The following is a 19139-nucleotide window of genomic DNA, read 5'->3' as shown; positions in this document are numbered from 1 at the left end:
TGATTAGGCTGTTATTATTCAGTTCATAAGGAACGGTAATCATAATGAACTATCAATCAGAAAAAAGACTAGAAAGAAGACTGTATGGATAATCGACCAATTGGTTTTTTGGATTCGGGTGTCGGGGGCTTGACCGTTGTGCGTGAGCTCATGCGCCAGCTTCCTCATGAAGAAATCGTCTATATTGGAGATTCGGCGCGGGCTCCCTATGGTCCCCGTCCTGCTGAGCAAATTCGTGAATATACTTGGCAGTTGGTCAACTTTCTCTTGACCAAGGATGTCAAAATGATTGTCATTGCTTGTAATACTGCGACTGCGGTCGTCTGGGAAGAAATCAAGGCTCAACTAGATATTCCTGTCTTGGGTGTGATTTTGCCAGGAGCTTCGGCAGCCATCAAGTCCAGCCAAGGTGGGAAAATCGGAGTCATTGGAACACCCATGACGGTACAATCAGATATCTACCGCCAGAAAATCAACGATCTGGATCCGGACTTACAAGTGGAAAGTTTGGCCTGTCCCAAGTTTGCTCCCTTGGTGGAGTCTGGTGCTCTGTCAACCAGTGTCACCAAGAAAGTGGTCTATGAAACCCTGCGTCCCTTGGTTGGAAAGGTGGATAGCCTGATTTTGGGTTGTACCCATTATCCACTGCTCAGACCTATTATTCAAAATGTCATGGGGCCCAAGGTTCAACTTATCGATAGTGGGGCAGAGTGCGTACGGGATATCTCAGTCTTACTTAATTATTTTGAAATCAATCGTGGTCGCGATGCTGGACCACTCCATCACCGTTTTTACACAACAGCCAGCAGCCAAAGTTTTGCACAAATTGGTGAAGAATGGCTGGAAAAAGAGATTCATGTGGAGCATGTAGAATTATGACAAATAAAATTTATGAATACAAGGATGACCAGGACTGGTACGTCGGGTCCTATGGTATTTTTGGTGGCGTCCGGACGTTGACGGATGATGACTTGGATTTTCCTCTATTGGAGTTTGCCCAAAGATTTCGAGATGAGGATCGAGGTTTTCCTGTTTCTGTTACTGTTTTACGCTATGGTTCTCGCTACCGTTTATTGTCTTTTGTGGTAGATATCCTCAACCAAGAAATGGGACGAAATGTGGAAGTCATACAACGTCAGGGGGCTTTACTCTTGGTTGAAAATGGACAACTCCTGCATGTGGAATTGCCTAAAGAAGGGGTCAATGTTCATGATTTCTTTGAGACAAGCAAAGTTAGAGAAACCTTATTGATTGCGACTCGTAACGAGGGCAAGACCAAGGAATTCCGAGCTATCTTTGACAAGCTAGGCTACGATGTAGAAAATCTTAATGATTATCCAGACCTACCTGAAGTAGCTGAAACAGGCATGACCTTTGAAGAAAATGCCCGTCTCAAGGCAGAAACCATTTCCCGGTTAACTGGCAAGATGGTTCTGGCAGATGACTCGGGTCTAAAAGTCGATATCCTCGGAGGTCTTCCAGGGGTCTGGTCAGCACGTTTTGCAGGTATCGGAGCTACTGACAGGGAAAACAATGCCAAACTCTTGCACGAGTTGGCCATGGTCTTTGAACTCAAGGACCGCTCGGCTCAATTCCATACAACCCTAGTCGTAGCCAGTCCAAACAAGGAAAGCTTGGTTGTTGAAGCAGACTGGCCAGGCTACATTAACTTTGAACCTAAGGGTGAAAATGGATTTGGTTACGATCCCCTCTTCCTTGTAAGAGAGACAGGAAAGTCCTCAGCTGAATTAACCCTTGAAGAAAAAAATAGTCAATCTCACCGTGCCTTAGCCGTTAAGAAACTTTTGGAGGTATTTCCATCATGGCAAAGCAAACCATCATTGTAATGAGCGATTCCCATGGCGATAGCTTGATTGTGGAAGAAATCCGTGATCGCTATGTGGGCAAAGTTGACGCCGTTTTTCATAATGGCGATTCTGAACTGCGTCCAGATTCTCCACTTTGGGAGGGCATCCGTGTAGTTAAAGGGAACATGGACTTCTACGCTGGCTATCCAGAACGTTTGGTGACTGAGCTTGGTTCGACCAAGATTATCCAAACTCATGGACACTTGTTTGACATTAATTTCAACTTTCAAAAGTTGGACTACTGGGCTCAGGAGGAAGAGGCTGATATCTGCCTCTATGGTCACTTGCATGTGCCAAGTGCTTGGATGGAAGGCAAAACCCTCTTTCTAAATCCAGGTTCCATCAGTCAACCGCGTGGTACTATCAGAGAATGTCTCTATGCTCGTGTGGAGATTGATGACAGTTATTTCAAAGTGGACTTTTTGACACGAGACCATGAGGTGTATCCAGGCTTGTCCAAGGAGTTTAGCCGATGATTGCCAAGGAGTTTGAGACTTTCTTATTGGGGCAAGAGGAAACTTTTTTGACCCCTGCTGAAAATCTAGCTGTGTTGATTGATACCCACAATGCAGATCACGCTACCCTCTTGCTCAGTCAGATGACCTATACCCGTGTTCCTGTTGTGACAGATGAAAAACAGTTTGTTGGGACGATTGGGCTCAGAGATATTATGGCTTATCAGATGGAGCATGATTTGAGTCAAGAAATCATGGCAGATACGGATATCGTTCATATGACGAGAACGGACGTAGCGGTCGTCTCGCCTGATTTTACCATTACGGAGGTCTTGCACAAGCTGGTAGATGAGTCCTTCTTACCGGTTGTGGATGCGTCTGGTATTTTCCAAGGAATTATCACGCGCAAGTCTATCCTCAAGGCAGTCAATGCCCTCTTGCATGACTTTAGTAAGGAATATGAGATTCGATGCCGATGAGAGATAGGATTTCAGATTTCTTAGAGGAAAAGCAGGTCTTGTCTGCCAATTCCAAGCAGTCTTATAAGTATGATTTGGAACAGTTTGTAGATTTGGTAGGCGAGCGGATTTCTGAGACCAGTCTCAAGATTTACCAAGCTCAGCTAGCCAATCTAAAAATCAGCGCCCAGAAGCGAAAGATTTCGGCCTGTAACCAATTTCTCTACTTTCTCTATCAAAAAGGAGAGGTGGACAACTTTTATCGCTTGGAATTAGCCAAACAAGCTGAAAAGAAGACCGAAAAACCAGAAATTCTAGACTTAGCCTCTTTTTGGCAAGAAAGTGACTATCCAGAGGGTCGCTTGCTAGCGCTCTTAATTCTAGAAATGGGGCTCTTGCCGAGTGAGATTTTAGCTCTCAAGGTTGAGGATATCAATCTGGATTTTCAGGTGTTGCGAATCAAGAAGGCTTCCCAACAGAGGATTGTCACCATTCCCACGACCTTGCTTTCAGAATTGGAACCCTTGATGGGCCAGACCTATCTCTTTGAAAGGGGAGGGAAAGCCTATTCTCGTCAGTGGGCCTTTCGTCAGCTAGAAGCTTTTGTCAAGGAGAAAGGTTTCTCAACCTTATCCGCTCAAGCCTTGCGGGAACAGTTCATTCTACGACAAATTGAAAACAAGGTTGATTTGTACGAAATTGCAAAAAAATTAGGATTAAAAACAGTCCTGACCTTAGAAAAATATAGATAATGGATATTAAATTAAAAGATTTTGAAGGGCCCCTGGACTTGCTCTTGCACCTGGTTTCGAAGTACCAGATGGATATCTACGATGTGCCTATTACGGAGGTCATCGAACAGTATCTAGCCTATGTCTCAACTCTGCAGGCTATGCGTTTGGAAGTGACGGGTGAGTACATGGTTATGGCCAGTCAGCTCATGCTGATCAAGAGCCGCAAGCTTCTTCCAAAGGTAGCAGAAGTGACAAACTTGGAGGATGACCTAGAGCAGGATCTTCTCTCCCAAATCGAAGAATACCGCAAATTCAAGCTCTTGGGTGAACACTTGGAAGCCAAGCACCAAGAACGGGCCCAGCACTATTCCAAAGCGCCGACAGAATTGATTTACGAAGATGCGGAGCTTGTGCATGACAAGACGACCATTGACCTCTTTTTGGCTTTTTCAAATATCCTAGCCAAGAAAAAAGAGGAGTTTGAACAGAATCATACGACTATCCTGCGGGATGAGTATAAGATTGAGGACATGATGGTTATCGTGAAAGAGTCCTTGGCTGGACGAGATCAATTGCGCTTGCAGGATTTGTTCAAGGAAGCCCAGAATGTCCAAGAGGTTATCACCCTCTTTTTGGCAACCCTAGAGTTAATCAAAACCCAGGAGCTGATTCTTGTGCAAGAGGAGAGTTTCGGAGATATCTATCTCATGGAAAAGAAGGAAGAAAGTCAAGTGGCCCAAAGCTAGACTTGATAGAGAGGAAAGATGAGTACTTTAGCAAAAATAGAAGCGCTCTTGTTTGTAGCGGGTGAAGATGGGATTAGAGTCCGCCAGTTAGCTGAACTCCTCTCTCTGCCACCGACAGGCATCCAACAGAGTTTAGAAAAATTAGCCCAGAAGTATGAAAAGGACCCAGATTCCAGTTTGGCTCTGATTGAGACAGGGGGAGCTTATAGATTGGTGACCAAGCCTCAATTTGTAGAGATTTTGAAGGAATACTCTAAGGCACCTATCAACCAGAGCTTGTCTCGGGCAGCTCTTGAGACCTTGTCCATCATTGCCTACAAACAGCCTATCACACGAATAGAAATTGATGCCATCCGTGGGGTCAACTCGAGTGGGGCCTTGGCAAAGTTGCAGGCTTTTGACCTGATAAAGGAAGACGGGAAAAAAGAAGTGTTGGGGCGCCCCAACCTCTATGTGACTACAGATTATTTCCTAGATTACATGGGGATAAACCATTTAGAAGAATTACCAGTGATTGATGAGCTTGAGATTCAAGCCCAAGAAAGCCAATTATTTGGTGAAAGGATAGAAGAAGATGAGAATCAATAAGTATATTGCCCACGCAGGTGTGGCCAGTAGGAGAAAAGCAGAAGAGCTGATCAAGCAAGGTTTGGTGACGGTCAACGGCCAGGTGGTACGTGAACTAGCAACGACCATCAAGTCTGGTGACAAGGTCGAAGTTGAAGGTCAGCCTATCTACAACGAAGAAAAGGTCTATTATCTACTTAACAAACCACGCGGTGTCATTTCCAGTGTGACAGATGACAAGGGCCGCAAGACGGTTGTCGACCTCTTGCCCAACGTGAAAGAGCGCATCTACCCTGTAGGTCGTTTGGACTGGGATACATCAGGAGTCTTGATTTTGACCAATGATGGAGACTTTACGGATGAGATGATTCACCCCCGTAATGAAATTGATAAGGTCTATGTCGCGCGTGTTAAAGGTGTGGCCAATAAGGACAATCTCCGCCCCTTGACCCGTGGACTTGAGATTGATGGCAAGAAAACCAAGCCAGCTGTTTATGAAATTCTCAAAGTGGACCCAGTTAAAAATCGCTCTGTGGTGCAGTTGACTATCCATGAAGGGCGTAACCATCAGGTTAAAAAAATGTTTGAAGCTGTTGGTCTTCAAGTGGACAAGTTGTCGCGTACACGTTTTGGGCACCTAGACTTGACAGGCCTTCGTCCAGGTGAATCCCGTCGTCTGAATAAAAAAGAAATCAGCCAACTACACACCATGGCTGTAACCAAGAAATAATGAGACGAATCTTAATAGCGCCAGTACGCTTTTACCAACGTTTTATCTCGCCAGCCTTTCCACCCTCTTGTCGCTTTGAGCCGACTTGTTCCAACTATATGATTGAGGCTATTGAAAAACATGGCTTTAAGGGTGTCTTGATGGGTTTGGCTCGGATTTTACGTTGCCATCCCTGGTCGAAAACAGGTAATGACCCCGTCCCAGACCACTTTTCCCTCAAACGGAATCAAGAAGAAAAATGAGGCTGGGTAAAAATATTTTAGTGAAATGATAAAAACGCATCCTATCAGGTTTGAGTGAGCTTGATAGGATGCGTTTTATCATGTAAAGATGTGATTGAGTTTAAAGTAGCTTATTTCAAGGCTTTTTGTGCGTCTTCAATCATAAGTTTGGTTGATTCAAGTCCGCCTCCGCTTAGATACCAGAGGTCTGGTGTTAGTTGGATAATCTTGCCATTTTTAGCAGCAGGAGTTTCAGCGATAAGGGCATTTTCTAGGACACCGTCGTTGCTAGAGTTGTCCCCACCGATGGCAAGGGTACGGTTGATGACAAAGAGGATGTCAGGATTGATTTCTTTGACACTTTCAAAGCTGACTTCTTGTCCGTGGCGAGAATCTTCAAATTGAGTATCAGTTGGCTTGAATTTCAAGGTTTGGTACAAGAAAGAGAAACGAGATTGGGCACCAAAGGCAGCCATTTTTCCTTCGTTGAGGAGGATGGCAAGGGCTTTTTTGTCAGAGCTTTCATTTTTAGTAGCGACTTCTTGGATGTTCTTGTCTAGCTTGGCCAATTCTTCCTTGGCTTTCTGTGTACCAGTTTCACCGAAGGCGCTTGCTAGGGATTCGATATTAGTCTTGGTAGAAGTCCAGTAGTCATCTTTGCCTGCTTGGAAGAGAACAGTCGGAGCGATTTCGTTGAACTTATCTACGAATTTTTGGGTACGTGGTGAAGCGATAATTAGGTCTGGTTCAAGAGCAGCAAGGGCTTCTAGGTCTGGCTCAACCATAGAACCAACATTTTTAACTTTTCCAGCTAGGTCTTTTAGATAAGTCGGAACAGTTTTTGTAGGCATTCCGACGATATTCTTTTCAAAACCTAAAGCGCGAATAGTATCCGCAGCACCGAGGTCAAAGGTCACAATCTTTTCAGGGACTTTTGAAAGTGTGACTACACCTAGTGAATTTTTAATGGTTACCTCTGTTGGAGCAGAGCTACTTGACTCCGTCTTACTAGTGCTTGAGTTTGTACTACATGCACCAAGTAGGAGCAAGAAACTGGCTATTAGGGCAGTGAGGTAAAGTTTAAGGGATGTTTTCATGATTTCTCCTTTTTAAAATGTGATAACGATTTAGGGAGTCTCTAGGTTTTATTGACTAAGAGACTGAAGGTTCTCTAACTTGAGCTTCTATGTTACTAGCTATAGATACAGATCTTTTTGCCATTGATATCCGCCAGTGTGATGGGAATCTCGTAAAGTTGACTGAGCAGGTCAGCCTGCATGATTTGATTTGTTCTTCCCTTGCTAAAGACATGACCGTCCTTGAAGGCGACAATTTCATCTGCATACTGGCTGGCCATGTTGATATCGTGGAGGACGATGATAATGGTCTTTCCGAGTTCCTCCACCAGTCGCTTGAGAATCTGCATCATGCTGACGCTTTGCTTGATATCGAGATTGTTGAGCGGTTCGTCTAGTAAGATAAAATCCGTATCCTGGGCTAGGATCATAGCGATAGAGACACGTTGCAGCTGGCCTCCAGACAGGCTATCGATGTAGCGGTCTTTTAAGTTGGTCAGTTCCAGATAGTCCAGAGTTTCTCGGATTTTTTCCCAGTCTTCTGCTCTCAGTCGACCACGGCTGTAGGGAAAACGTCCAAAACTGACTAATTCTTCAACAGTCAATTTGGCTTGGTAATTGATTTTCTGCTTTAGAATGGTTAGCTCTTTGGCTAGTTCTTGGGAATTCCAACTCTCGATTTCACGACCTTTGATACTGAGTATTCCCTGATCCTTCTTGGTCAGTCTGCTCATAATGGAGAGGAGAGTTGATTTTCCAGCACCATTTGGACCAATAAAGGCTGTCAGTTTCTGAGGACTGACTTCAAGCGTAATACCTTGCAAAATATCCTGTTTTTGAATGGATTTGTCAATGTTTTCCAGTTTCACTGACGCGCCCTCCTGTATAGTAAGATAAAGAATAAGAGACCACCTACGCTCTCGATGATCATGCTGATGCGAATTTCCAGTGCAAAGACTCGTTCAATCAGGGCCTGCCCCAAGGTCAAGCTAATAAATCCAACCAGAATGGCTACGATAAAGAGTAACTTGTGCCGATAGTCTTTGACAATCAGGTAGGTGAGGTTGGACAGCATAAAGCCGAAGAAAGCCATAGGACCTACCAAGGCGGTGGCTGTTGAAGTCAAAAGCACGATGCCCCAGAGGAGTTCTCTCTGTTCTTTTTCCACATTGAGCCCCAATATTTGAGCCGTTTCTCTTTGCAGGTGCAAGACATCCAGAATGACTGCTTTCCGAAAGAAAAAGATGGTCAAAGCAAGGATAATCAGAGAACCAATGGCTAGGATGGAAGTGTTGAGATGCTGAAAGGAGGCAAAGAGACTGTTCTGCAGTTTATCGTATTCATTTGGATCCATCAAGACCTGAAGGAAGGTACTGATATTTCGAAAGAGACTTCCGAGTGCTAGACAGATTAGCAGGATGAAGACCAAATCTTGCTTCATCAGTGTCTTCAAGTAGCCTTGTAAGGCAAGAAAGAAGAGGGATTGAAGCAGAAACAAAACTAGGAATTCTAAAATAGGGGACTTGCCAAGTTGAAGAAACTTGCTTTCAAAAACCAGTAGTAGAGTTTGCAGTAGGACGTAGAAGGATTCGATTCCTAAAATACTTGGCGTCAGGAAACGATTTTCCGTCAGGGTTTGAAAACTAATGGTCGAAATCCCAGTCGCGATAGCTACCAAGAGATAAACAATGATCTTTTGGGAACGCAACTTCCAAGCAAAGACAGATAGGTGAGTAATGGGCCAAAAATAGAGGAGACAAGCTCCGATGGCCAGAATAATGAGAAGACCGAAGAGTTTGGTATGTTTGCTTTTAAACTGCATCTTTTCGTCCCCCTCTCCAGAGAAGTAGGATAAAGACGAGGCTACCAATGATTCCTAGTAGAAGACTGACAGACAGCTCATAGGGCCGAATCAGAACTCGGGATAGGATGTCGCAGGCTAGGACCAGATTGGCACCGACTAGTGCGACCATGAGTTTGGTCTGGCTTAGATTATCTCCATAGCGCTTGCGAACAAGATTGGGGACAATAACTCCGAGAAATGGCAAGCCACCCACGGTAATCATGGTGACACTAGTCGTTAGTGCCACCAGAAAGAGGGCCAGTTTTTCAAGTAGGGAGTAAGAAATCCCCAAACTCTCACTGGTTTCCTTGCCCAGATTCATGATGGTAAAGGTTTGGGATAATTTCCAAACGGCTATCAGGATGATGAGGCCTAAGAAAAGCCACTCATACTGATGGGTCTGAATCATGGAGAAGGAGCCCTGGGTCCAAGCTGTCATACTCTGAACCAGATTGAAACGGTAGGCGATAACTTCTGTCACAGAACCGATAATCCCGCTATAGATGATCCCAATCAGAGGTAACATCCACCTTTCCTTTATAGTAAAAATGGTCATAAAGGCTAGGAAGAAGAGGGTGAATACGATGGATGAAACAAAAGCGAAGAGCATCTTTTGGGTCAGACTAGCCGACGGAAAGACAAAGAGGCTCAATACCATTCCCAGTTTGGCAGCTTCAGTCGTTCCAACTGTGCTTGGAGCAGCAAACTGATTTTGAGTGATAGTCTGCATGAGAAGTCCTGCCATACTCATACTAGAGGCCGTCAGGAGAATACTGATGGTTCTTGGGAGACGGGATTCTTGAAGGAGAAGCCAAGTTTCATGATCCAGTGCAAAGAGCTTTCCCCATGAAAAATCACTGGTTCCAATGCTAATAGAGAGAAAGACTAGGAGTAGAAGTAAGCCAATTAAATAATGAGAAAGTTTCATACCCCATCCTTTCATGTAGATTTGGTACCGAAAGATACCTGCGGATATTACTGTAACATGATTTATTTAATCTGTCAATAAATTTTCTGACAATTTAATGAATAAAACAAGGAGAGAGCGCCAAGGCTTTCTCCTTTGTTATCCTATTCCAAAATGTTTTTGCCTTCTTTAACACGCCAACGATAATCTGATAAAATAATATCTTCGAGGGAGTAGCTAGCCTGCCAATCAAGATATTTTTTAGCTTTTGATGCGTCTGCTAGGACGCTAGCTGGGTCACCAGCACGACGAGCAACAATTTCGTGTGGTATTTTTTGATTCAGTAATTCTTCAGCAGTTTTAAAGATTTCTTTGACGGTATAGCCTTTTTCAGTTCCTAAGTTAAAGATTTGAGAAGAACTGTCTTCTTGAAATAGGTAGTTCATTCCTTTAACATGAGCCTGTGCAAGGTCCAAGACATGAATGTAATCTCGAATACATGAACCATCACGTGTATCATAGTCATCTCCAAATATTTTCAGGCTATCATTTTGTCCCAATGCGGTCTTGTTGATGTTGGGAATGATATGAGTTGGATTTTTCACTCGCAGACCGTTTGAAGCATCCATTTCAGCTCCAGCAACATTAAAGTAACGGAAAATGACATATTTCCAGTCGTAGCGATTGGCCATCCAGTAAATCATTCGTTCACCCATCAGTTTTGTCTCTGCATAAGGATTGACAGGGTCGAGCAGGGTATCTTCAGTTGCTGGCTTGTCAATACAGTTATTACCATAGAGGGAAGCAGTCGAAGAGAACATGATTTTTTGAATGCCAACTTCAGATAAGACTTTGAGAACTTGGTTCATACCCGCAACATTGGCAGTGAAGTATTTACTTGGATTTTCAATACTTTCGCTCACAACAATCTCACCTGCACAATGCAGAACAGCATCAATCTGATTTTCTTCTAAGTAAGCTTTTAGAGCACTAGAATCATAAACATCCAGTTGTTTAAAGCTAGCACGACTATCTACAGCTGAACGATTTCCTGTAGAAAGATTATCTAAGACATGCACCTTGTAGCCAGCATTTAAAAGAGCTTTAACGGTATGGGAGCCAATGTACCCAGCCCCACCTGTAACAAGAATTGTTTTGGTCATGATTTTTTTCCTTTTTCTAGTTTTGTACTATTTTAAAGAAAGAAGAAAGGAAAGTCAACTATTTTCTGTAAATTTCATGAAAAAATTGAACGATTTTGGAATTAAATTGTTTTTTGTTTGGAAATAAAGTTTCGAGTTAATCTTGGAATGTTTCTTGGATTTTATATCACATGCAAGAAAATACAAGCTTTTTCTAAGATACAGTAAGACTAAGATACTAATTTAGAAATCCACCTTCCCGCTATCCTTCTCCTATAAAAAGTGGTAAAATGGATGAAAGAAAGAAGGAACTGAAATGACAACATTATTTTCAAAAATCAAAGAAGTAACAGAACTTGCTGCTATCTCAGGTCATGAAGCGCCTGTCCGTGCCTATCTTCGTGAAAAGTTGACACCACACGTGGATGAAGTAGTGACAGATGGCTTGGGTGGTATTTTCGGAATTAAACATTCAGAAGCTGCGGATGCACCGCGCGTCTTGGTCGCTTCTCATATGGATGAAGTTGGTTTTATGGTCAGCGAAATCAAGCCAGATGGTACCTTACGTGTGGTAGAAATTGGTGGTTGGAATCCTATGGTGGTTAGTAGCCAACGTTTTAAACTCTTGACTCGTGACGGTCGTGAAATTCCTGTGATTTCAGGTTCTGTTCCACCACATTTGACTCGCGGTAAGGGCGGTCCAACTATGCCTGCTATTGCAGATATCGTCTTTGATGGCGGTTTTGCGGATAAGGCTGAGGCAGAAAGCTTTGGCATCCGTCCTGGCGACACCATCGTACCAGATAGTTCTGCAATCTTGACGGCCAATGAGAAAAATATTATCTCAAAAGCTTGGGACAACCGCTACGGTGTTCTTATGGTTAGCGAGTTGGCGGAAGCTCTGTCAGGTCAAAAACTTGGCAATGAACTCTATCTTGGCTCTAACGTCCAAGAAGAGGTTGGTCTCCGTGGTGCTCATACTTCTACAACTAAATTTGACCCAGAAGTTTTCCTAGCAGTTGACTGCTCACCTGCTGGCGATGTCTATGGAGGTCAAGGTAAGATTGGGGATGGAACCTTGATTCGCTTCTATGATCCAGGTCATTTGCTTCTCCCAGATATGAAGGACTTCCTTTTGACAACAGCTGAAGAAGCTGGAATCAAGTACCAATACTACTGTGGTAAAGGCGGAACAGACGCTGGCGCAGCTCATCTGAAAAATGGTGGTGTCCCATCTACAACAATCGGTGTTTGCGCTCGTTATATCCATTCTCATCAAACCCTCTACGCTATGGATGACTTCCTAGAAGCTCAAGCTTTCTTGCAAGCCTTGGTGAAAAAATTGGATCGTTCAACAGTTGATTTGATTAAACATTATTAAACTTAAGGAGGTGGTAGGGATGGTAGAACCAAACCTAGAAAGCCTTATAAAAGATCTTTACAATCATGCTCGACATGATTTGAGTGAAGATTTAGTTGCTGCTCTCCTAGAGACTGCTAAAAAACTGCCTACTACAAATGAGCAATTGTTGGCAGTTCGTCTCTCAGGCCTGGTCAATCGTGAATTGCTCCTAAATCCCAAACATCCGGCACCTGAGTTGCTCAACTTGGCTCGCTTTATCAAAAGAGAAGAAGCTAAGTACAGAGGAACCGCGGCTTCTGCGATTATGTATGGGGAGCTCTTTAAAATGCTTTGATTCCATTGTGAATCAAAGCATTTTTCTATATGATAGAGAAAAGCAATTCTTGATAAGGAGAAGAAAAAGCCATCCCATTTAGGATAGCTTCTTGGTTCTTAGATTTGTTCAGCAATGACCTTTTCAGCTAGATTCATAGCGTGGTCTGACACACGAGTGTAGTGGGAAATAATGTCGATAAAGTTGACCCCAGCTTGTGTTGAACACTCACCCTTGTTGAGGCGTTTGATGTGAGTCTTTCTAAGAACACGTTCCATATTGTTGATTTCTTTATGGCGTTCAATCAGACTTTGAGCTTTTTCAATATCATTGTTTTCCACGCTATCAAGGGCATCCTTGATAAAGTCAGTGGTTTTTTGATAGATATCGGCTAATTCCTGCAAAGCAGCTTCAGAGAACTCAACATTTTTACGTTGAAGATAGTCAGTCAGGTTAATTAGCGCTTCTGCGTGGTCCCCAATCCGTTCCAAATCGCGGGATGAATCCAGGATGTTGGTCAGCACTTCACTTTCTTTCTGGCTAAGGGCTTCACTTGAAAGAGTAATAAGGTAACGAGTCAATTTTTCATCAATGGTATTGATGGCTTCCTCTGTCTTGTGGCCTTTTTCAGCAACCTTTTCATTGAGGTCAATGATGTAGTTGTATGAAAGGTCAAAGGCTTTAGAAGCATAATTTCCTAAGTGAAGGAGTTCTTTTTTCGCATTTCCGAGAGCGATTGATGGAGCTTGTTTAATCAAATGCTCATCAAGATAAAGTGGCTCGTACTTGACAACTTCATCTTCACCGGGGATGAGCTTGGTTACAAAGTAGGCCAAGGCTCCGATGAATGGAAATTGTACAATGGTGTTACTTACGTTAAAGGCACCGTGAGAGAAGGCAATGGTCATCTCAGGTGAGAGGTGAAGGAGTGTCTGGAAGTACTCAATCATAGACGTAAATGGACCTAATAAGATTAAGCAAAGAATAGTTCCTAAAACGTTAAAGGTAACGTGGGTTGCAGCAACGCGTTTCGCAGAGACATTGGCTCCAGCTGCCGCGATGATAACTGTTAGGGTTGTCCCGATATTATCCCCGAAGAGAACTGGTAGCGAACCTTTAAGGTCAAGGAATCCACCTGCATAGAGACCTTGCAAAATCCCGATTGTCGCAGAAGAAGCTTGGATGAGGACGGTAATCACTGCACCGGCAAAAACTCCCAACACAGGATTTTGTCCCAAGGTTACCATGTATTCCTTGAATTGTGGTAAATCTTTAAGAGGGCTCATACCGGCACTGATGAGGTTGAGGGCGTAGAAGATTCCCCCTACACCAAACAGGATGCGCCCGATATTGTTTGCTGTTCTGTTTTTGGTAAAGAAGAGGAACATGGTTCCAAGGAAAATCAAGGGTAAAGCATACTCACCAAGCTTGAAACCGATGATAAAGGAAGTAACTGTGGTTCCGATGTTGGCTCCCATGATGATTCCGATAGCCTGTCTAAGAGTTAGAAGACTAGCGCTGACCAGTCCAACCGTGATAACTGTAACTCCTGTACTTGACTGAATCAGGGCAGTCACGACAATTCCGACTAGAACACCTAAAAAGGGATTGCTAGTGTACTTGTCAATGTAAAAACGAAGGCGATCTCCAGCAGCTTGTTGCAAACCGTCTCCCATGGTCTTGATACTATATAAGAATAGTCCCAGACCACCTAAAAAGTGAAATAAAATTTCCTGCCAATTAATGGACATTTCTTTTTCCTCCGAAAAATAATAACGGAATTTCTCCTATTCTATTTTAAAGGATAAAAGTAAATCTAACAAGTGTTAAGCTAAGATTTTAGAAAGAAAATTCGTGAGAAAAAGTAAAAATAATACACTCTAACATGGCATGAAGATTAAATATCGAAAAATCTTGTGAAATCTTTCCTTATATTTCCAAAGTGTGATATAATAGTTTCGAATAAAATAAATAAAGGGGTTTTTGTAACATGGCAAAACTTACTGTTAAAGACGTTGACTTGAAAGGTAAAAAAGTCCTCGTTCGTGTTGACTTCAACGTACCTGTAAAAGATGGCGTGATTACCAACGACAACCGTATCACTGCAGCTCTTCCAACTATCAAGTACATCCTTGAACAAGGTGGACGTGCTATCCTCTTCTCTCACCTTGGCCGTGTAAAAGAAGAAGCAGACAAAGCTGGTAAATCACTTGCTCCTGTAGCTGCTGACTTGGCAGCTAAATTGGGTCAAGACGTTGCTTTCCTTCCAGGTGTCACTCGTGGTGCTGAATTGGAAGCAGCGATCAACGCTCTTGAAGATGGACAAGTTCTCTTGGTTGAAAACACTCGTTACGAAGATGTTGACGGCAAGAAAGAATCTAAAAACGATCCTGAACTTGGTAAATATTGGGCATCACTTGGAGATGGTATCTTCGTAAACGATGCATTCGGTACAGCTCACCGTGCACACGCATCTAACGTTGGTATCTCAGCAAACGTTGAAAAAGCAGTTGCTGGTTTCCTTCTTGAAAACGAAATTGCCTACATCCAAGAAGCAGTTGAAACTCCAGAACGTCCATTTGTGGCTATCCTTGGTGGTTCAAAAGTTTCAGACAAGATCGGTGTTATCGAAAACTTGCTTGAAAAAGCTGATAAAGTCCTTATCGGTGGTGGTATGACTTACACATTCTACAAAGCACAAGGTATCGAAATCGGTAACTCACTTGTAGAAGAAGACAAATTGGATGTCGCTAAAGCTCTTCTTGAAAAAGCTAACGGTAAATTGATCTTGCCAGTTGACTCAAAAGAAGCTAATGCATTTGCTGGCTACACTGAAGTGCGTGACACTGAAGGTGAAGCAGTTTCTGAAGGCTTCCTTGGTCTTGACATCGGTCCAAAATCTATCGCTAAATTTGACGAAGCTTTGACTGGTGCCAAAACTGTTGTATGGAACGGACCTATGGGTGTATTTGAAAACCCAGACTTCCAAGCTGGTACAATTGGTGTGATGGACGCTATCGTGAAACAACCAGGCGTTAAATCAATCATTGGTGGTGGTGACTCAGCTGCCGCAGCGATCAACCTTGGCCGTGCAGACAAGTTCTCATGGATCTCTACTGGTGGTGGGGCATCAATGGAACTTCTTGAAGGTAAAGTTCTTCCAGGACTTGCAGCCTTGACAGAAAAATAAGATTTTATAAATGAATCAAAGAAGAGAGGGATGAAAGTTCCTCTTTTCTTTTGCTTAAAATAAAAACGCTTCCTCTTAACTATTCCTCATAAAATCACCCAAATTATGATAAAATGGAAATAGAAAGTTGAGATTATGAGTTATTTTAAAAAATATAAATTCGATAAATCCCAGTTCAAACTTGGTATGCGAACTTTTAAAACAGGTATTGCTGTTTTTCTAGTTCTCTTAATTTTTGGCTTTTTTGGCTGGAAAGGTCTTCAAATCGGTGCTTTGACAGCCGTTTTTAGCTTGAGGGAGAGCTTTGATAAGAGTGTTCATTTTGGGACTTCGCGTATTCTAGGCAATAGTATCGGTGGCCTCTATGCCCTGGTCTTCTTCCTATTAAATGGCTTTTTCCATGAAGCTTTTTGGGTAACTTTAGTAGTTGTTCCAATCTGCACCATGTTAACCATTATGACAAATGTAGCCATGAATAACAAAGCAGGTGTCATAGGTGGTGTAGCAGCTATGTTAATCATTACCTTATCAATTCCGAGTGGAGAAACAATTTTGTACGTATTTGCGCGTGTATCAGAAACGTTCATGGGAGTTTTTGTCGCAATTCTCGTAAATTACGATATTGACCGTATTCGACTCTTTTTAGAGAAAAAAGAAAAATAATGTTACATTTTATAACATTATCAATTGACGTTTGTCTTTTTTTAGACTATAATAGACAGAAAGAAGGAAATTGTAAATGAAGGAAAAAGAATTTCGCCGAAACATGGCTGTTTTTCCTATTGGCAGTGTTATGAAGTTGACTGATCTATCGGCTCGTCAGATTCGTTATTATGAAGATCAAGAGTTGATTAAACCTGATCGAAATGAAGGGAATCGTCGCATGTATTCCTTGAATGACATGGATCGTCTGCTTGAAATCAAAGATTATATCTCAGAAGGTTATAATATCGCTGCTATTAAGAAAAAATATGCTGAACGTGAAGCGAAGTCCAAGAAAGTGGTGAGTCAGACTGAGGTGCGTCGTGCACTTCACAATGAACTTCTCCAACAGGGGCGTTTTGCTTCAGTACGATCACCTTTTGGTCGCGGTTAGACAACCGCAAGTAGTCATAGATTAAGGAGAAAACTCATGCCAATCAAAGCTGCAGATATTCGTCGTGAAGTCAAGGAAAAAAATGTTACCTTTATCCGTCTCATGTTCTCAGATATTTTGGGAACCATGAAAAACGTCGAAATTCCTGCTACAGATGAACAATTAGATAAGGTCTTGTCAAATAAGGCTATGTTTGATGGATCTTCTATTGAAGGTTTTGTACGTATCAATGAGTCAGATATGTACTTGTACCCAGACTTGGATACATGGACAGTCTTCCCGTGGGGAGATGAAAATGGAAGTGTTGCAGGTTTGATCTGTGATGTCTACACAACAGAAGGTGAACCATTTGCAGGTGACCCTCGTGGCAATTTGAAACGTGCTCTTCGTCACATGGAAGAAGTAGGATTCAAATCCTTCAACCTTGGTCCAGAGCCAGAATTCTTCTTATTTAAACTAGATGAAAATGGTGACCCAACACTTGAAGTAAATGACAAGGGTGGCTACTTTGATTTGGCGCCTACTGACCTTGCGGACAATACACGCCGTGAGATTGTCAATGTCTTGACTAAAATGGGATTTGAAGTAGAAGCGAGTCACCATGAGGTTGCGGTTGGACAGCATGAAATTGACTTCAAGTACGATGAAGTTCTTCGAGCTTGTGATAAGATTCAAATCTTTAAACTTGTTGTTAAAACCATTGCTCGAAAACACGGACTTTACGCAACCTTTATGGCCAAACCAAAATTTGGTATTGCCGGATCAGGTATGCACTGTAATATGTCTTTGTTTGATGCAGAAGGAAATAACGCCTTCTTTGATCCAAATGATCCAAAAGGAATGCAGTTGTCAGAAACAGCCTACCATTTCCTTGGCGGTTTGATCAAGCATGCTTACAACTATACTGCTATCATGAACCCAACAGTTAACTCATACAAACGTTTGGTTCCAGGTTATGAAGCGCCTGTTTACATTGCTTGGGCTGGTCGTAACCGTTCGCCACTTGTGCGCGTACCTGCTTCACGTGGTATGGGAACTCGTCTTGAGTTGCGTTCAGTGGATCCAATGGCAAACCCGTATATCGCTATGGCGGTTCTGTTGGAAGTTGGTTTGCATGGTATTGAAAATAAAATCGAAGCACCAGCTCCTATCGAAGAAAATATCTATATCATGACAGCAGAAGAGCGCAAGGAAGCTGGTATTACAGACCTTCCATCAACCCTTCACAACGCTTTGAAAGCTCTGACTGAAGATGAAGTTGTCAGAGCGGCTCTTGGAGAACATATCTATACTAGTTTCCTTGAAGCCAAACGAATCGAATGGGCAAGTTATGCAACCTTCGTTTCACAATGGGAAATTGATAATTATTTAGACCTTTACTAATACTAATATAGAAGAAAGATTGCCTGAGGGTGGTCTTTTTTTCTTGTATTTTATATCGAGGTGTGATATATTTTATATAACGAAGTGCGATATATCGAACTTGATAGGAGGTGAATGCAAATGGAATTGACGGATAAGATTCGTCGAGTTTATCTTCCAATGACAGAAACGGGTTTTTATATCTTGTTCTGTTTGCAAAAGGAGCGTCATGGTTATAGTATTACGCAAAAGGTCAAGGAGATGACAGATTCGCAAGTATCGATTAGTCCTGGAACCATGTATGGAACCTTGTCAAAAATGGAAAAGGATGGTTTGATTTCCTTTGTCCGAGAAGAGGAGAAGCGTAAAATCTATCAGATCACAGACTTGGGACGCAAAGTCTTAGAGATTGAATTGAAACGTATTGAACGGCTCTATAGAAACAGTCGGGAGGAAGGATGATGGAAAAGAAGGTTGTTTATAGAATTGCTACCATTGCGGATTATGAGAGGGAGGCTCTATACTTTAGAGAAATGCATGCTAAGGGATGGAAACTTAGGGAAGTAAGCTACTCTATCTTATTGTTTGCAGTTAAGTATACCTTTGAAAAGTGTCAGCCTGAGCAAGTGTCTTATCAGTTGGATTTTTACCCAATGGAAAAATCAGAGAGAGCCTCCTATTTACAACTATTTAAAGACTGTGGTTGGGAGCATATTACAGACTTTAATAGTTTTTCCTATTTTAGAAAAGCGCATTCTGAAGTTGAATCGGCTGCAGAGTTTGAAATTTATAACGATGCTACTAACAAGTTGGATATGGTTAATCGCATTTTAAGACTGCGACTAGTACCTGTTTTACTTTTGCTAGCCATACATATACCATTACTATTTATGTTGCTCGATAGGAGTAATAGGTTTGATCTATGGAAATTTCTTGTGGTTGGGCTAGATATTTTCTTGTCTTTAATCCTCTTGTTAATAGTTGCCTATATTAGCTGGAAGTTATGGCATAAAAAGAAGGAATTATCAGATTTATGATAGGGTAGGTATGCTCAAAATTGGAGGGGAA

General features: G+C 42.4%; 23 protein-coding genes. 17 read left to right on the top strand and 6 right to left on the bottom strand.

The features are described from left to right. Positions 1 to 84: 84 nt before the first annotated feature. Genes racE through yidD form a run of 9 tightly spaced genes read left to right on the top strand, consistent with a single transcriptional unit; the run spans position 85 to position 5800 of the window. Positions 85 to 879, top strand: a complete 795-nt coding sequence (gene racE, locus ACAM22_RS08150) for a glutamate racemase (protein WP_033684754.1) — start codon at positions 85 to 87, stop codon at positions 877 to 879. Next, entirely contained in the window at positions 876 to 1847 is a 972-nt protein-coding gene (locus ACAM22_RS08145) for a nucleoside-triphosphate diphosphatase (RefSeq protein ID WP_369606670.1), read from the top strand. Before racE ends, ACAM22_RS08145 begins: the two co-directional genes overlap by 4 nt. Beyond that, entirely contained in the window at positions 1823 to 2344 is a 522-nt protein-coding gene (locus ACAM22_RS08140) for a metallophosphoesterase (protein ID WP_001118952.1), read from the top strand. Before ACAM22_RS08145 ends, ACAM22_RS08140 begins: the two co-directional genes overlap by 25 nt. After that, a complete protein-coding gene (cbpB, locus tag ACAM22_RS08135; RefSeq protein WP_000560718.1) occupies positions 2341 to 2802 on the top strand; it encodes a cyclic-di-AMP-binding protein CbpB in 462 nt (153 codons plus the stop codon). Before ACAM22_RS08140 ends, cbpB begins: the two co-directional genes overlap by 4 nt. Continuing rightward, positions 2799 to 3533: a site-specific tyrosine recombinase XerD gene (gene xerD / locus ACAM22_RS08130; RefSeq protein ID WP_369606669.1), complete on the top strand. Its 735-nt coding sequence runs from the start codon at positions 2799 to 2801 to the stop codon at positions 3531 to 3533. The genes cbpB and xerD overlap by 4 nt, the downstream gene beginning before the upstream one ends. Then, on the top strand, positions 3533 to 4261 hold the full coding sequence (locus ACAM22_RS08125) for a segregation/condensation protein A (protein ID WP_369606668.1): 729 nt from the start codon (positions 3533 to 3535) through the stop codon (positions 4259 to 4261). The genes xerD and ACAM22_RS08125 overlap by 1 nt, the downstream gene beginning before the upstream one ends. Before the next feature lie 18 nt (positions 4262 to 4279). Beyond that, the gene (gene scpB / locus ACAM22_RS08120; RefSeq protein ID WP_024057383.1) at positions 4280 to 4849 is read left to right on the top strand and encodes an SMC-Scp complex subunit ScpB; all 570 of its coding nucleotides are present in this window, start codon (positions 4280 to 4282) and stop codon (positions 4847 to 4849) included. Beyond that, positions 4836 to 5558 (top strand): pseudouridine synthase, encoded by a 723-nt coding sequence (locus ACAM22_RS08115; protein ID WP_001222228.1) that lies wholly within the window; start codon positions 4836 to 4838, stop codon positions 5556 to 5558. Before scpB ends, ACAM22_RS08115 begins: the two co-directional genes overlap by 14 nt. Further along, on the top strand, positions 5558 to 5800 hold the full coding sequence (yidD, locus tag ACAM22_RS08110) for a membrane protein insertion efficiency factor YidD (protein WP_020903101.1): 243 nt from the start codon (positions 5558 to 5560) through the stop codon (positions 5798 to 5800). Before ACAM22_RS08115 ends, yidD begins: the two co-directional genes overlap by 1 nt. Positions 5801 to 5910: 110 nt before the next feature. On the opposite strand, the gene ACAM22_RS08105 is transcribed toward yidD, so the two are convergent. The 5 genes from ACAM22_RS08105 to galE all read right to left on the bottom strand — a co-directional run bounded on the left by ACAM22_RS08105 (position 5911) and on the right by galE (position 10768). Further along, the gene (locus ACAM22_RS08105) at positions 5911 to 6876 is read right to left on the bottom strand and encodes a siderophore ABC transporter substrate-binding protein (protein ID WP_020903102.1); all 966 of its coding nucleotides are present in this window, start codon (positions 6874 to 6876) and stop codon (positions 5911 to 5913) included. A 95-nt stretch (positions 6877 to 6971) separates the two neighbouring features. Next, positions 6972 to 7724: an ABC transporter ATP-binding protein gene (locus ACAM22_RS08100; RefSeq protein WP_369606667.1), complete on the bottom strand. Its 753-nt coding sequence runs from the start codon at positions 7722 to 7724 to the stop codon at positions 6972 to 6974. After that, entirely contained in the window at positions 7721 to 8677 is a 957-nt protein-coding gene (locus ACAM22_RS08095; RefSeq protein ID WP_369606666.1) for an iron chelate uptake ABC transporter family permease subunit, read from the bottom strand. The genes ACAM22_RS08100 and ACAM22_RS08095 overlap by 4 nt, the downstream gene beginning before the upstream one ends. Continuing rightward, positions 8667 to 9626 (bottom strand): ABC transporter permease, encoded by a 960-nt coding sequence (locus tag ACAM22_RS08090; protein ID WP_369606665.1) that lies wholly within the window; start codon positions 9624 to 9626, stop codon positions 8667 to 8669. Before ACAM22_RS08090 ends, ACAM22_RS08095 begins: the two co-directional genes overlap by 11 nt. 143 nt (positions 9627 to 9769) lie before the next feature. Continuing rightward, entirely contained in the window at positions 9770 to 10768 is a 999-nt protein-coding gene (galE, locus tag ACAM22_RS08085; RefSeq protein ID WP_369606664.1) for a UDP-glucose 4-epimerase GalE, read from the bottom strand. Positions 10769 to 11063: 295 nt separating this feature from the next. Between galE and pepA the strand changes: the two genes are divergently transcribed. Next, on the top strand, positions 11064 to 12128 hold the full coding sequence (gene pepA / locus ACAM22_RS08080; RefSeq protein ID WP_369606663.1) for a glutamyl aminopeptidase: 1065 nt from the start codon (positions 11064 to 11066) through the stop codon (positions 12126 to 12128). A 19-nt stretch (positions 12129 to 12147) separates the two neighbouring features. After that, a complete protein-coding gene (locus ACAM22_RS08075; RefSeq protein WP_084954033.1) occupies positions 12148 to 12444 on the top strand; it encodes a bacteriocin immunity protein in 297 nt (98 codons plus the stop codon). Positions 12445 to 12542: 98 nt separating this feature from the next. On the opposite strand, the gene ACAM22_RS08070 is transcribed toward ACAM22_RS08075, so the two are convergent. Continuing rightward, complete coding sequence (locus ACAM22_RS08070; protein ID WP_369606662.1) at positions 12543 to 14174, bottom strand: Na/Pi cotransporter family protein; 1632 nt, start codon at positions 14172 to 14174, stop codon at positions 12543 to 12545. Positions 14175 to 14413: 239 nt separating this feature from the next. Between ACAM22_RS08070 and pgk the strand changes: the two genes are divergently transcribed. The 6 genes from pgk to ACAM22_RS08040 all read left to right on the top strand — a co-directional run bounded on the left by pgk (position 14414) and on the right by ACAM22_RS08040 (position 19108). Further along, the gene (gene pgk / locus ACAM22_RS08065) at positions 14414 to 15613 is read left to right on the top strand and encodes a phosphoglycerate kinase (protein WP_261029911.1); all 1200 of its coding nucleotides are present in this window, start codon (positions 14414 to 14416) and stop codon (positions 15611 to 15613) included. 135 nt (positions 15614 to 15748) lie between these two features. Beyond that, positions 15749 to 16276 carry an aromatic acid exporter family protein gene (locus ACAM22_RS08060; RefSeq protein WP_049540998.1) on the top strand — a complete coding sequence of 176 codons (528 nt, stop codon included), beginning with the start codon at positions 15749 to 15751 and terminating at the stop codon, positions 16274 to 16276. A gap of 76 nt (positions 16277 to 16352) precedes the next feature. Then, positions 16353 to 16709 (top strand): transcriptional repressor GlnR, encoded by a 357-nt coding sequence (gene glnR, locus ACAM22_RS08055; protein WP_000659551.1) that lies wholly within the window; start codon positions 16353 to 16355, stop codon positions 16707 to 16709. A gap of 36 nt (positions 16710 to 16745) precedes the next feature. After that, positions 16746 to 18092 (top strand): type I glutamate--ammonia ligase, encoded by a 1347-nt coding sequence (gene glnA / locus ACAM22_RS08050; protein ID WP_049540996.1) that lies wholly within the window; start codon positions 16746 to 16748, stop codon positions 18090 to 18092. A gap of 120 nt (positions 18093 to 18212) precedes the next feature. Continuing rightward, positions 18213 to 18533 (top strand): PadR family transcriptional regulator, encoded by a 321-nt coding sequence (locus ACAM22_RS08045; RefSeq protein ID WP_369606661.1) that lies wholly within the window; start codon positions 18213 to 18215, stop codon positions 18531 to 18533. Then, positions 18533 to 19108 (top strand): DUF2812 domain-containing protein, encoded by a 576-nt coding sequence (locus ACAM22_RS08040; RefSeq protein ID WP_369607022.1) that lies wholly within the window; start codon positions 18533 to 18535, stop codon positions 19106 to 19108. Before ACAM22_RS08045 ends, ACAM22_RS08040 begins: the two co-directional genes overlap by 1 nt. Positions 19109 to 19139: the final 31 nt, after the last annotated feature.

The sequence above is a fragment of the Streptococcus sp. SN-1 genome, from assembly GCF_041154385.1.
In the GTDB taxonomy this organism is placed as follows: Bacteria; Bacillota; Bacilli; order Lactobacillales; family Streptococcaceae; genus Streptococcus; species Streptococcus mitis_CT.
Note: the sequence above shows the minus strand (reverse complement) of the source record. Positions and strands in the feature narration are given on the sequence as shown.